Here is a 13,828-nt window from a genome sequence, read left to right as displayed (position 1 = left end):
GTCTCCTCGGAGAATCGGATATTAGCGCTAAAACTAGAGACGTCGGCCAATTCGGTCAATACCTTCTTGGGATCGAGTTTTACCGCTATAGTCCACGGCGTGACGACTTTCGAGATCCGCTCGCCCGACGGCCGCACGCAACGCACCGGCACGATCGCCGGCCCCGCCACGGTCACCGCGACTCCGCCGGCCGAGCCGGGTGTGCTGCGGTACGACGTGGTCGCCGACGGCCCGGTGACGCTGCGGTGGACGTGGCCGGCGGAGACCGCGGTGACGCTCTGGCGCGCCACGCAGGGGTCGCGGCGTGAGCTGCCGACCGACTGGGGCTCGCATCGCGACGTCCGGTCGGTCCGCTCGGCGCCGGTCGCGGCTCTGGTCGATGCGCAGGATCGCAGCTTGTCGACAATCTCTTTGTCGGCAAGTGTCCGCGGCTGCGACTTCGCGGTTGGGGTGAACGAGGAGACAGCCGAGCAGCTGATCGAGCTCGCCGTGCACGACACCGAAGCCCACCGCTTCACGCTGCGGATCGACCTGCGCGAGCTGCACTTCGCCGAGGCACTGCGCGGTGTGACTGCGGACTGGACCGCCGAGCTCGGCGACCGGATCGCGTCGGTTCCCGACGTTGCGCGGCAGGCGATGCACTCCACCTGGTACAGCGACCACCAGCACGTCTCCGCCGAGTCGGTCGAGCGGCACGCTCGTACGGGAGCGGCGTACGGCTGTGCAGCGGTGATCGTCGACGACGGCTGGCAGACCGACGACACCGCTCGCGGGTACGCGTACTGCGGCGACTGGGAGCCGACCTGGCAGACGTTCCCGGATATGGCCGCGCATGTGCGGCGGGTGCATGAGCTCGGACAGCGGTACGTGCTGTGGACTGCGCCACCGCTGATCGGCGTGCACTCGAAGGCCTGGGAGCAGTTCAAGGATCGGACCCTCGGGTTCGCCGACGGTGAGGTCACGGCCGTGCTGGATCCGCGCTACCCCGAGGTGCGCGAGCACCTGCTCGAGAGCTGCATCCGACCGGTGCGGGACTGGGGTGTGGACGGGCTGAAGATCGACTTCATCGACTCCTGGGCATGGGACAACCCTCCCGCGGCGCCGGATGGCGACTGCACGTCCGTCGACGAAGGCGTCGAGCTGCTCTTGCACGCGATCACGAGCGAGCTGCGAAGGTTGCGGCCGGAGGTGCTGATCGAGTTCCGGCAGGACTACGTGCACCCGCGGTTGTGGCAGTTCGGCACGTTCCTGCGCGCCGGAGACTGCGCACTGGACCCGGTGGAGAACCGGGTTCGCACCATCGACTGCCGGCTCCTCGCGGGCGATCGCGCGGTGCACTCGGACATGCTGATGTGGCATCCGTCGGCGTCCGCGGAGAACGTGGCGCAGCAGTTCATCGGCGCGATGTTCAGTACGCCGCAGGTATCGATGGAGCTCGATGCGCTCTCACCGGAGCACGATCGCGTGGTCCGGTTCTGGCTCGGGTTCCTGCGGGATCACGCCGATGTGTTGCTGGACGGCGTACTGACGCCGTCGCGGCCGGATGCGCGCTACACGCAGGTGCGGGCGGACCGGGGTTCCGAGGCCGTGGTGGCCGTTTTCACCAACCCTGTCGTGGGTTTGAGTGACACCGATCGGTCGATACTGCTGGTGAACGGTGGAGCGTCCGGCCGGGTGCTGGTCGAAAATGCCGGGCCCGGGCCGGTCGACCTCGTAGTGTCTGATTGCTCGGGCAACGAGGTGTATCGGCGGACGACGACACCGCCGGAGCTGTGGGCGATCGACGTACCGGTCGCCGGGGTGGCTCAGATCGTGCGGAACTGACAGGGGGCGCGGAGTTGGCGCAGGAGAAGCTACGACGAACGACGGTCGCGGATGTGGCCCGGCGGGCCGGGGTGTCGGCGATGACCGTGTCGAACGTGCTCAACGCCCCGCACCGGGTGGCCGAGCCGACGGTCCGGACCGTGCGTGCCGCGATTGACGAGCTCGGGTACATCCCGAACCACGCTGCCCGGGCATTGTCGTCGGGCCGCAGCCAGGTGATCGGGTTGCCGCTGTACCTCGAGGACGAGTCGTTCAGCGACCAGAACCCTGGCCTGGGTGGGTTTCTGCACGGTCTGCTCGGCGGTCTGGTCAAGGCCGCCGCGGTCTCCGGGTACGGCGTCCACGTCACCACGCCGACCGAGGGTGCGACCGAGATCGCGCTGTACGAGAAGCTGATCGCGGCCCGGCAGGTCGACGCGATCGTCGTCCTGGAGACGATGCCGCGGGACGAGCGGATCGAGTTCCTCAGCCAGCGGAAGTTTCCGTTCGTCGCGTTCGGGCGGACCGGGCCGCAGTACCGGCAGTGCTGGGTCGACGTGGACAATGAGACCTCGATGGCCGGTATCGCACGGCACCTGCGGTCGACCGGACGCTCACGGGCGGTCTATCTCGCGACGGACAGCGCGCTGCCGTGGGTGCACCAGCGGCAGGCCGGGTTCCTGCAGGAGTTCCCGTCGGCGGTCGTGCGGTCGTTCGGTTCCGTGGAAGCGGTGGCGTCGTACGTCGAGGACAACGATCCGCCGGATGTCTTCGTCGCCGACAACGACGCGTACGCCGTGGTCGCGATGCGGGCCTTGCAGCGGCGGGGGATCGCGGTTGGCGAGGACGTCGCGGTCACCGGATTCAACGACTTCCCGTTCGCCAGCATGCTGGACACGCCACTGACGACAGCACGGATCCCGCTGCGCGACATCGCCTCGTGCCTCTTCGACCGCGCACTACAGGAGATCAGCGGCGATCCCGATCAGCCCGGCCGACTCGTCACCGCTCCCCTGGTCGTTCGGTCGAGCGCCTGACGGCCGCCTCGACGAACCTCGCGATCTCGCCGGATCGGCTACCCGCCGGCCACACCACCAGCATCCGGTACGGCTCGACGTCGGTCACCGGGCGGTACACGACATCGGGCCGGATGTTGCGCTCGGCCATCGACCTCGGCACCAGCGCGACCGCCTGGCCGAACGCGACGACCTCCAGCAACTGCGACGCGTCCTGCACGATCGGTCCGTCGACCGGATCGTCGGGACGGGCGGACCAGTAGTTGTAGTCGGCAACATTCGCCCGGCTCCAGCGCGGCGCCGGGATTCCGGCCAGGTCGACGGACTCGAGCACCTCGCGTGCGGCCAGCTCGTGACCGGCCGGAAGCGCGGCGACCCGGGGCTCGGTGTACAGCAGCTCGGTCTCCAGTCCGCTCTCGTCGAACGGCCGGCTGACCAGCGCCACGTCCGCGCGACCGTCACGGACCATATCCGCCTGCTCGCCGAACCCGCTGACAACGATCTGGATCCCCGGCAACTCGCCGGTGTCCCGGAGTTCGGCCACGAGGTGGTGCAGCAACTCGGTGGCCACACCAGGCTTCGCGGTCACCACCAGACCTTGCGCTGACTGGCCGGCGCGCTGCGTCCGTCGTACGGCGGAATCCAGCGCGTCGAGGACCGGCCCGGACTCCTTCAGCAGCGTCTCGCCCGCATCGGTCAGCGCCAGCCGCGGACCGGACCGATCGAACAGGTCCACGCCCAGCCTGCTCTCGAGCTGACGCATCGCCCGCGACAGCGGCGGCTGGGCGATGCCGAGACGGTCGGCGGCGCGGGTGACGTTCAGGTCCTCGGCGACCGCGCGGAAGTACCGCAGTTCGCGGATCTCGGGTTCCGGCATACCTCCAGGGTATGGCGAGCAACCCGATCGGTCTTTGCCCGCGGTACCCGTGGCGGGCTCGACTGGGGACATGAACAGCAACGAAGTCGCCCTGGTCACGGGCGGGAACAAGGGAATCGGCCGCGAGATCGTCCGGCAGCTCGGGACCCGCGGATTCACGGTTTATCTGGCGGCGCGGAACGCCGCGCTGGGTACGGCGGCCACGGACGAGCTCGCCGGTGAAGGGATCGACGTACGGTTCGTGCAGCTCGACGTCACCGATGTGGAATCGGTCGAGGCGGCGGCCAAGCAGGTCGAGGCGGACTCGGGCCGGCTGGATGTGCTGGTGAACAACGCCGGGATCGTCTCCGAGTGGGGCACCGACGTACCGGACATCACCGCGGCGCAGGTCCGGGAGGCGTTCGAGGTGAACGTCTTCGGCGTGGTGACGGCGACGCACGCGTTCGTACCGCTGCTGCGGCGGTCGCCCAACGCGCGGATCGTCAACATGTCCAGCGGATTGGGCTCGGTCAATCTGCTGTCCAACCCCGAGCTCTACCTGGTCAAGCAAGGGCTGCTGGCATACAGCTCGTCGAAGGCAGCGCTCAACGCGCTGACGCTCGTGTACGCCGAGGCGTTGCGCGCGGACGGTATCAAGGTCAACGCCGCCACACCGGGTCTCGTGCCGACCGATCTGAACACGCAGGCCTCGGTGCCGCGGGGAGACCGGACCACAGCGGACGGCGCGGTCGTGCCGGTACTGCTGGCCACGCTCCCTGCGGACGGGCCGACCGGTGTGTTCAGAGGGCCCGGGTCGCTGGACGACGTGGCGCCGTGGTGAGTGCCTGACGGGCGATCAGGAGGGTGATCGTCGTACCGAGGATTCCGGCCGCCGCGATGGTGAGGTTCGGGGCGACGAAGGTGCCGACGACGCCGGCGAGGGCGATGCTGACGCCCTGGATCGCCATCAGGCCGCTGGTCTGGACGGTGAACAGGCGGCCGCGGTACGCCGGGTCGACCGCCTGCAGGATCAACGGGTCGATGCCCTGGTTGAACGCGTAGCCGGCGCCGGAGATCGCGAGCAGGACAGCCGCGACCGGGATGGACGGCGTGGCGAGGAACGCGATCGCCGGGAGCTGACTGGTCAGCAGGAGTGGGACGACGAGCCGTCGCCGCGCGGAAGGGGTGAACCGCGCGGCGACGAGCTCGCCGAGTACCGAGCCGGTCGCGTAACCGGTGAAGAGCGCGCCGGCAGCCGCGGCGACCGTACCGGCTTGCGCGGTGTAAGCCACGGCCAGCCCGTCGGGAACCGAGGAGAACGCCGGCGCCACCCAGGTCAGCAGGATCAGATTGCGAAGACCCCTGTTCGCGAGTAGGTAGCGGAGCCCGGTCCACGAGTCGCTGATCGCGTTACGCTGCCGCTGGCCAGGCGGTGTGTACGGCGTTCCCACGCCGATCAGCACCGCGGACGCCACGAACGTCACCACATCGAGCGCCAGCAGCCAGGTCGGCCCGATCGCCGCGACCGCCACCGAACCCAGTGCGAACCCGGTCAGCACCGTCACCTGACTAATTGCCCGCAGCAACGACCTCCCGATCGGGAAGAGGTCGGCCGGCAGCAACTGCGCGAGGCTGGCGGCGCGAGCGCCCGCGAAGATCGGGGCGATGATGCCTGTCAGCAGCAACAGCCCGAGCAATCCACCGACCGGCATGCCCGGGATCAGCATCAGCCCGATGCACAACCCACTGAGTAGATCACACACCACCAGCACCCGACGGGCCGGAAACCGGTCGGCAACGGACGACAGCAGAATCCCACCCAGCGCGTACGGCAGGAACGAGCAGGCCAGCACCAACGCCGAAAGCAGCGGCGAGCCGGTTCGTTCGAACACCAAGATCGACAGCGCGACCTGAGCCGCCACCGTTCCGAGCATGGAGACGGTGTGGGCGGCGAACACGTTGCGCATGCCGGCGACGCTCAGGACGGCTCGGTAGGACCTCACGAGCAGATGGTGTCCACTGATCGGAGCCGCGGCGTAGAGTTTTGGTTGTGGCCGAAAGTTGTGGGTTGTGACGGTACTGCGGTTCACGCAGGGCGACGCACTGCGGTGCCGGTTCGGGGCCTCGCCGTTGTGGGAGACGATGTCGGCGGTGCGAGTGCTGAACGGCGCCCGGCACCGGCCGCTGTACGCGGACTGGGTGGAAGCCAAGCGCCAGACGGCCGCGACGCTGGATCTGCGCGGATTGAAGGCATTGCAGCCCCGGGTCGGGTTCACGCCGGACTTCCTCACCCCACCCCCGAAGGCATCCCGGGCGAAGTTCGCGACCGAGATCGCCCGGGTACGGAGTACGCCGCTCGACCGGGTCCGGACCGAGCTGATCCGGTCCCGCGACGAGCTGAACAACCCGGCCGCGCCCGAGATCAACCGGATGCTGCAGGACCTGGCCGGCACCCGGGAACGGCTCGCGGACGAGATCGAGAACGCCTGGACCACCTTGATCCAGCCGGACTGGCCGCTCATCAGCCGCGTCCTCGAGGACGACATCGCGTACCGCGGACAGCAGCTCACCGACGGTGGCCTGGCCGCACTCTTCGACGACTTGCACCCGACGCTCGCCTGGGAGGACGACCGCCTGATCGCCACCCGGTACCGCTCGGAGGACCGCGACCTGACCGGCCAGGGCCTCCTCTTGATCCCCGGTGTGTTCGCGTGGCCCTACCTCGTCATAGTCGTCGACCCGACCTACCACCCCACCCTGGTGTATCCAGCCCGCGGCGCCGCCCGCCTGTGGTCCGACGCCCCCGCTCCCCCGGATCCACTGGCCCGCCTCCTCGGCCGTACGCGCGCAACCCTGCTCGTCGCCCTCGACCCGCCGGCAACCACCAGTGCGCTCTCCGCTCAGTACGGGCTGGCCCTGGCCACAGTCGCCGAACACCTCTCCGCCCTGTCGGATGCGGGTCTCGCGACACGTCGTCGTACGGGACATCAGGTGCACTACCGCCGTACCGAGGTCGGACAGGCCGTCGTCGACGCCTCCGTCGGTTAGCCGGGCTCGGGGGTCAGAATGCTGGGGTGAACACGGTTCCGAAAGCTGCGGCTCCCAGCATGCGGCACATCCGGCGGTGGCCCGCGTCGCTGGCGGTGATCGCGGTACTCGTCCTGCAGCTGCTCGTGCCGACCCAGATCAGCGCCTTGCCACGCTGGATCATGCCCGCGCTCGGCGCTCTGCTCCTGCTGCCGCTGGTGTGGATGAACCCGTTCCATCTGAGCCGGGACGAGCCCTGGCTGCGCTGGGTCGAGCTCATCCTGCTGGCCGTCCTCATTCTCGCCAACGCGCTCTATCTGGCCGGGCTCATCTACTACCTGAACTCAGGTGACGCCAACAACGGCAGGGTGCTGGTGAAGGGCGCAGTCCTGATCTGGGTGACCAACGTGGTCGCGTTCGCGGTCTGGTACTGGGAGGTCGACCGCGGCGGACCGTTCGCCCGGGCGCCGGAGCACGAGCGCGAGGCCGAGCGGGCCGACCTGCTGTTCCCGCAGATGACGGTCGACCTTCCGGGGTGGGAACGCTGGCTGCCGGGGTTCACCGACTACCTGTTCGTCTCGTTCACCGCGGCGACCGCGTTCAGTCCGACCGACACGTTGCCGCTGACCGCCCGGGTGAAGACGCTGATGGGGATCCAGTCGGCGATCGCGTTACTCACCGTGGCGGTGATCGCGGCCCGCGCGGTGAACGTCCTCTGAGATCTCTCTCGACAGCCATGTAATGGGCATGAGACTGTTATGCCCATGTACAGCACGAAGTCGGTGGGGTTGGGGTTCGCGGTCTTCTCCGCGATCACCTTCGGTGGGTCCGGGCCGTTCGCCAAGGCCCTGATCGGGGCTGGTTTCACCCCCGAACAGGCGGCCTGGTTGCGCATCCTCGGCGCCGCCGCGTTGCTCGTCCCCCTCGCGCTGGTCTTCCGCGGCTCGGCCGGACTGCGCGCGGCCCGGGCGTCCTGGAAGTCCCTCGTGCTGTACGGCCTGACCGGGATCGCCGGCTGCCAGACCCTGTTCTTCATCGCGGCCAGCCGGCTCCCGGTGGGCGTCGCGCTGATGCTGGAGTTCTCCGGGCCGGTACTGGTGGTCGGGTGGCTGAGGTTCGGCCAGAAGGTCGCCGTACCGCGCTCGGCCGCGATCGGTGTCGGGATCGCCCTGATCGGCCTGGCGACGGTCGTCGAGATCTGGTCCGGTCTGCAACTCGACGCGATCGGCCTGCTCGCGGGACTCGGTGCGGCCGCGTGCCAGGCGACGTACTTCATCCTGATCGACAAGCTCACGGGTGCGGCGGATCCGCTGGTGATGACGGCGGCCGGCAGTGTGGTAGGTGCGGTGCTGCTGTCGCTCATCTCCGCGCCGTGGGGCATCCCGTGGCACACGCTCGTCGGCACCATTGCGATCGGCCACCGGCACGCCCCCGGCTGGGTGCTGGCCGGCTGGCTGATCGTGGTCAGCACGGTCGTCGCCTACCTGGCCGGCGCCGCCGCGGTCCAGCGGCTGTCCGCCGCCATCGGCGGAGCGGTCGCCTACGTCGAGGTCGTGGCGGCGAGCATCTTCGCCCTGATCCTGCTCGGCGAGACCTTGCGCACCAACCAGATCATCGGCGGTGCGATCGTCCTGGTCGGCGCCTTCGTGGCCCAGTCGTCGGTCGGGAAGGTCGCTCCCCCGGAGATCCCGGACTCCGACACCCCTCTGCTCGACCGCGTCGGCGTCTGATCCGTACCGACCAACGGGTAGTGGTCCCTTCAGCCCCCGGCTGGCACGCTCAGCGCAGCCGGGTCCGGCTTCATCCGGGGCACCACTACCCGTTCGTCGGTACGCCTATCGCAACGAGTCCACCAATTCCCGCGGGAGGCCGTGGGTCTCGTGCAGGTACTCGTAGTCGGTGTCGTCCAGGGACTTGTGGAACCGCTCGTGGCTGAGGATCTTCCGGCCACGGTCCAGCAGGTTGCTGAACCGGATCTCCTCGTCGATCAGGATCCGCCGGACCAGCGTGACCGTCTCGCCCTGGTGGAAGTGGTTCAGCGTGTGCTCGAACAACTCCAGCGGCAGGTCGGACAGCGTGCGGGACTCGTCGTCGCGCCACAGCAGAGTCAGCACCCGGCGGATCAGCCGGCGCAGCACGTAGCCACGGCCGGTGTTCGACGGGTGCACGCCGTCGCCGACGATCACGATGCTCGACCGCAGGTGGTCGATGACGATCCGCTGGGACTGCTCGTCCAGTCGCCACAGCTTCGGGATGATCCGCATCCACGGCTCGAACAGCGAGGTCTCGTACACCGACTCCTTACCCTCCAGCAGCATCGTCAGCCGCTCGAGCCCGAGCCCGGTGTCGATGTTCTGCTGCCGCAGCGGTTCGAGCGACCCGTCGTCGTACCGGCGGTAGCGCATCATCACGTGGTTCCACACCTCGACCCAGCGCTTGTCGGTGCTCGGCGTACCCTCCGGACCACCCTCGCCGGTCCAGACGAAGATCTCCGAGTCCGGGCCGCACGGACCGGTCGGGCCGTTCGACCACCAGTTGTCCTCGGTGGTCCGCTCGATCGGCACACCCAGCTCCTGCCAGGTCCGCAGTGACTCCTCGTCCAGCGGCACCTGATCGTCGCCGCCGAACACGGTCACGTACAGCCGGCCGGGGTCGATGCCGAAGCCGCCGGTGAGGAGCTCGTAGCCCCAGCGCAGCGTCTGGCTGCTCCCGTAGTCCCCGAGCGACCACGAGCCCAGCATCTCGAACACGGTCAGGTGGGTCCGGTCCCCCACCTCGTCGAGATCCGTCGTTCGCAGACATCGCTGGATACCCACGAGGCGACCTCCCAGCGGATGGGGTTCGCCTTCCAGGTACGGCGTGAGTGGATGCATCCCCGAAGTCGTGAAGAGCACCGGATCACCGAGCCGCGGGATGAGCGTGGACCCCGTTGTCGGGACGTGGCCGCGGTCGAGGAAGAAGTCGACGAAAGTCCTGCTGATGGTCATTGTTCTGGTCCTTGTCTTGTCACATGACCGGAACCAGACCACCGGGCCTCAGAAACAACAACACCGGCGAACCGTTTCCGGTCGCCGGTGGAGGTAGAAGATGTCAGGCAGCGGCAGCCGGCGAGCAGAAAGCTCGTACGGCTGCGGCAAGTCGAAACACCCGATGCATGTCCGCCAGAGTACACGACCCACAACCCCAACTGTCCAGCCTGTTCTCACCCGGTCGCCGGCCGGCGCACGTGTTAGATGTCGAGGAGGTCGCGGAGGGTTGCGCCGGTGTGGGGCCAGGTCCAGTTGTGGCGGATCCAGGCTTGGCCTGCTTGGCCCATTGCGGTGGCTCGGGCGGGGTTGGTGAGGAGTTCGGCGATGCGGACGCCGACGGGGGCGGGGTTGTACGGGTCGACGAGGTAGCCCGTTTCGCCGTGGCGGACGGTGTCGGGGGCGCCGCCGGAGTCGCCGACGACGACCGGCTTCCCGGTGGCGGAGGCTTCCAGCGTGACGATGCCGAGGGCTTCCGGTTCGAGGCCGAAGCGCCGGGTTCGGCACGGCATCGCGAACACGTCCGCGGTATCGACGTACGGCGGGATGTCCGCCCACGGGATCGGGCCGGTGAACACGACAGACCGGGAGACGCCGAGCGAAGCTGCCAACTCCTCGAGCCGCTCCCGATCAGGCCCACCGCCGACCAGCAGCAGGATCGCGGACGGTACGGCGGCCAGCACCCGAGGCCACGCGCGGATCAAGGTGTCCTGCCCCTTGCGCGGGATCAGCCGCGACACGCACGCCACGACCGGAACACCGTCGAGCCCGAGCCCTTTGCGCACCTGCTCTCCCCCGCAATCAGGGAAGAACCGATCCGTGTCGACCCCAGGAGTTAATCGCCGCATCCGCCGTACCGCGGCCGGTGAGAGCGCCGGCGCGATCCGCTCCTCGCACCACGTAGACACCGTGGTCATCGTGTCCGCCGCGTCACCGATCCGCCGCAGCGCCTGCCGAGCACCCGGTACGCCGGCCCACCACGTCTCGTGCCCGTGCGTCATCGCGACGATCCGCTTCGCGCCGGCCCGTCGCAGCGCCGGCCCCATCAGCCCGAGCGGCGCCGCCGCGCCGAACAGCACCCGATCGGCGTTGTGCTCGCGCAGCAGCCGGACGGCGGTCTTCGTGATCCGGGCCGTCGGCAACAACATCGAGGTCCGGTCCCGGATCACAGGGAACGGCAGACCATCGTCGTACGCCGTGTCGCCCGGCTCGCGCGAGGTGTACACAACGAGCTCGGGAAGCTCGTCACACAAGGACCGCACGAACGTCTCGATCCCGCCTTGGCGCGGCGGGAAGTCGTTGGTCACAACGAGAACGGTCATCGGGACACCAGCGGCGGAACGGGCGTGCCGTACTCGGTCGCCCAGGCCCGGCCCATCGCGATCCGCTCGGGCGCGGTCGGGTGTGTGGCGAACATCCAGTACCGCCAGCGCGCCGGGTCCAGCCCGGAAATGTTCGTCACGGCCAGGTCGTGCTGCATCGCGACGAAGTCCTTCGGGTCGTTCGTCAGCTGCAGCGAGTGGTAGTCGGCCCGGGCCTCGATCCGCCGGCTGACCAGATTCTGCACCGGCGCGGACAGCGTCGTACCGGCGACGACCAACGCCAGCAGCAGCGCGGTCCGGCGCGGGTCGGCCATCCTTGCCCCGAGCAACAACCGCAGCAACACCACCGCGAACGCCGCGGCCAGGACGCCGACCAGCGTGCCGTGCAGTACGTCGTCCTCCGCGGCGTGACCGAGTTCGTGCGCGACCACGAGCCGGACCTGCGCCGGCGGCATATCCTTCAGAAGCGTGTCGTACACAACCAGCCGACGGGTCGACCCGAACCCGGAAACGTAAGCATTCAAGGCCGTCGTGCGCCTCGACGCGTCCGCGACCAGCACGTCCTTGACCGGTACGCCGTCCTCCGCCGCGAGCCGCATGAAGTCGTCGCGCAGCGCGCCGGCCGGCATCGAGGTGAACTGATTGAACCGCGGCTCGACCAGCACCGGGTACGCGAACGACACCCCGAGTACCAGCACCGCCGCAGCGACTGCAGCCGGCAACCACCACCCTCGACGCCAGCGTTTGGCGAGGCCGATCAGGACGAGCGCGAGTACGGCGAGGGCGAGCGACATCAGCAACCAGTTCACGACTCGGTCGCGGGTCCACAAGCCCCAGTCCTGCACGGACAGCCCGTACTTGCGGGTGACGCGTTCGCTCATCACATCGGTCGGGACCGTGATCAGGCTGGTGAGCAGTCCGAGTCCGGCGACGAGCAGCGGCACGGCGACGTACCAGCGGCGGATGCGGAGAGCGTCGTACAGACGGCGGCCGAGCGGGCTGAAACCGATCGCGAGCGGGACCAGGACCGACAGCACCCAGGAGGTCGTTGACCACGGCAACAACTCGTGGCGGAACGCGTTCTGGCGGGCGATCTCCGCGGGGGTGAAGTCCAGAGTCGCGTCCGGTGTGGGCAGGTCGATCAAGTGCCAGGGCGTGGTGACGACGATCGTCAGGACCAGCGCCACCGCGAGTACGGCGGCAGCCGCACGTGGTGCCCAGCGCGCGGCCGGATCAGGCACCGGCGAGCCTCTTCAGGTACTGCTGCCACTCGGCGACGAACTCGGCCTCGGTCATCCCCAGCACCGACTTGAACGCGTCGGCCAGACCGGTGCTGCTCTTCGACGCGTGCACGGCTCGATAGAACTTGACCAGCTTGCTCTGCCCCTCCCGCTCGGCGATCAGCCGGCAGGCGAGCCAGGCCGACTCGTAGGCCTGCGGCAGCTCGGTCGCGGAGGCGGCGAAGGCATCCGGACCGGGCAGCGTGGCCGGCACCTTACCGGCCCGGACCGCCTTGAACAGCTCCTTCGCCGCCGACTCGTCCTGCACGGGCACGGCGGTGAACGCGACGTAGTCCGCGAATCCCTCAGCCAGCCACAACGGCACCGGCGACGCTGTCGCGGTCGAGGCGACATGGGTCGTCTCGTGCGTCAGCACGATCTTGCGGCCCTGTTTGCCGAGCTCCACGAACAGCTTCGGGTTCGCCACGATCCGCACCGGAGCGCCCGCCAGTGGAGTGTCCAGCTCGGCCATCGTGACGGCGGCGATCTGGGTGTACGTATTCGGCTCGGCACCGAGGATGTACTCCATCTGCGCCTGTTTGGCCGGCAGGTAGACGATCACCTTCTGCCGCCAGCCCTTGCCCCACACCTTCGTGACCGACTCGACCGCGCGATCCGCGACCGAGACATAGCTCTTCGCGTCCGACTCCGAGTCCAGGCTGATCACCAGGCTGTGCTCGCCCTTGGCCACGTCGATCGGGCCGAGCGCCCAGATCGGCCGCCGCTGACCGGCCACGAACCGCTCTGAGAACGAGGCGGCGTACGTCGTCCCGTCCCGGGTGACGAACGTGACCGGGAGGGTCTCGCGGGCCGGCTTGGCGTCGAACCCGGCGAGCTGCCAGGAAACCTCGACCTGGGCCAGCCAGGCCTGGCTGCCACCGAGCTCGGCCTGGCGGGCCGGGGTGAGCGCGCCGGTGTCGTCGCTCACGTAGCGCAACTGGAAGGCGCCGATCGGGAGGGTGCTCAGGTTCGCGAAGATCGTTCGCGCGCTGGCCCGGAACTCGGCGGCTTTCGGGTCGATCGTGTTCAGGAACTCGGTGCGCTTGTTGTTCTCGACCGCATCGGCCATCTTCTGCAGGACGGCCTCTCCGGCGACGGCACGCCGTACCCCTTCGGCGGCTTCGTCGGGGGTCGCGGAGCTCTGCGGTGAATGCGTGCCGGGCGCGTTCGGGTCGGCCGGCGCGTTGGCGATCTGCTGGAGTCCGGCGTACCCGGCTCCGGCGACCAGGCAGACGGCCAGGCCGAGGGCGACCTTCTTGGCGATCGGCGCGAACGACGGCGACAACCCACGGCTAGTCAGCTTGGTCCGCTCGGCCTTGGCCGGCTCGGCCGACGGGCGGTGATCAGCCGGCTGCGGCCGGTCACCGTTCGCCGGGACCGCTGGGAGAGGCACCGTGTCGCCCTGTTCGTCGATCACCTCGGCCTCTCGCTGCTCACCTGCCCCAGTCAGGCGGGACACACTACGTGCCACCTCCGACACTACGGCACCTGGACGATC

At 68.9% G+C, this 13,828-nt stretch carries 12 protein-coding genes; 6 read left to right on the top strand and 6 right to left on the bottom strand.

Annotation, left to right across the window (positions count from 1 at the left end):
* The first annotated feature begins 99 nt into the window (after positions 1-99).
* Both ACZ3HV_RS00450 and ACZ3HV_RS00445 read left to right on the top strand, forming a co-directional pair.
* On the top strand, positions 100-1,824 hold the full coding sequence (locus ACZ3HV_RS00450; RefSeq protein ID WP_465679548.1) for a glycoside hydrolase family 36 protein: 1,725 nt from the start codon (positions 100-102) through the stop codon (positions 1,822-1,824).
* Positions 1,825-1,838: 14 nt separating this feature from the next.
* A complete protein-coding gene (locus ACZ3HV_RS00445; protein ID WP_465679547.1) occupies positions 1,839-2,840 on the top strand; it encodes a LacI family DNA-binding transcriptional regulator in 1,002 nt (333 codons plus the stop codon).
* Here the strand turns inward: ACZ3HV_RS00445 and ACZ3HV_RS00440 are convergent.
* A complete protein-coding gene (locus ACZ3HV_RS00440) occupies positions 2,806-3,696 on the bottom strand; it encodes a LysR family transcriptional regulator (RefSeq protein ID WP_465679546.1) in 891 nt (296 codons plus the stop codon). The genes ACZ3HV_RS00445 and ACZ3HV_RS00440 overlap by 35 nt on opposite strands.
* Positions 3,697-3,766: 70 nt before the next feature.
* On the opposite strand from ACZ3HV_RS00440, the gene ACZ3HV_RS00435 reads away from it, so the two are divergent.
* Positions 3,767-4,516 (top strand): SDR family oxidoreductase, encoded by a 750-nt coding sequence (locus ACZ3HV_RS00435; protein ID WP_465679544.1) that lies wholly within the window; start codon positions 3,767-3,769, stop codon positions 4,514-4,516.
* Here ACZ3HV_RS00435 and ACZ3HV_RS00430 read toward each other — a convergent pair.
* On the bottom strand, positions 4,476-5,678 hold the full coding sequence (locus ACZ3HV_RS00430; protein ID WP_465679543.1) for an MFS transporter: 1,203 nt from the start codon (positions 5,676-5,678) through the stop codon (positions 4,476-4,478). The genes ACZ3HV_RS00435 and ACZ3HV_RS00430 overlap by 41 nt on opposite strands.
* A 67-nt stretch (positions 5,679-5,745) precedes the next feature.
* Between ACZ3HV_RS00430 and ACZ3HV_RS00425 the strand changes: the two genes are divergently transcribed.
* The 3 genes from ACZ3HV_RS00425 to ACZ3HV_RS00415 are packed head-to-tail and all read left to right on the top strand — an operon-like array spanning position 5,746 to position 8,432.
* Positions 5,746-6,723, top strand: coding sequence for a DUF5937 family protein (locus ACZ3HV_RS00425; RefSeq protein WP_465679542.1), 978 nt, complete (start codon positions 5,746-5,748; stop codon positions 6,721-6,723).
* Positions 6,724-6,749: 26 nt separating this feature from the next.
* On the top strand, positions 6,750-7,421 hold the full coding sequence (locus ACZ3HV_RS00420; RefSeq protein ID WP_465679541.1) for a hypothetical protein: 672 nt from the start codon (positions 6,750-6,752) through the stop codon (positions 7,419-7,421).
* A 45-nt stretch (positions 7,422-7,466) separates the two neighbouring features.
* Entirely contained in the window at positions 7,467-8,432 is a 966-nt protein-coding gene (locus ACZ3HV_RS00415) for an EamA family transporter (protein WP_465679539.1), read from the top strand.
* Positions 8,433-8,537: 105 nt separating this feature from the next.
* On the opposite strand, the gene ACZ3HV_RS00410 is transcribed toward ACZ3HV_RS00415, so the two are convergent.
* The 4 genes from ACZ3HV_RS00410 to ACZ3HV_RS00395 all read right to left on the bottom strand — a co-directional run bounded on the left by ACZ3HV_RS00410 (position 8,538) and on the right by ACZ3HV_RS00395 (position 13,789).
* Complete coding sequence (locus ACZ3HV_RS00410) at positions 8,538-9,689, bottom strand: alanine--tRNA ligase-related protein (RefSeq protein WP_465679538.1); 1,152 nt, start codon at positions 9,687-9,689, stop codon at positions 8,538-8,540.
* A 242-nt stretch (positions 9,690-9,931) separates the two neighbouring features.
* Complete coding sequence (locus ACZ3HV_RS00405; RefSeq protein ID WP_465679537.1) at positions 9,932-11,050, bottom strand: glycosyltransferase family 4 protein; 1,119 nt, start codon at positions 11,048-11,050, stop codon at positions 9,932-9,934.
* Positions 11,047-12,291, bottom strand: coding sequence for a M48 family metalloprotease (locus tag ACZ3HV_RS00400; protein ID WP_465679536.1), 1,245 nt, complete (start codon positions 12,289-12,291; stop codon positions 11,047-11,049). The genes ACZ3HV_RS00405 and ACZ3HV_RS00400 overlap by 4 nt, the downstream gene beginning before the upstream one ends.
* Complete coding sequence (locus ACZ3HV_RS00395; RefSeq protein ID WP_465679534.1) at positions 12,284-13,789, bottom strand: hypothetical protein; 1,506 nt, start codon at positions 13,787-13,789, stop codon at positions 12,284-12,286. The genes ACZ3HV_RS00400 and ACZ3HV_RS00395 overlap by 8 nt, the downstream gene beginning before the upstream one ends.
* Positions 13,790-13,828 lie beyond the last annotated feature (39 nt).

It is taken from the genome of Kribbella sp. NPDC020701 (genome assembly GCF_055562215.1).
Note: the sequence above shows the minus strand (reverse complement) of the source record. Positions and strands in the feature narration are given on the sequence as shown.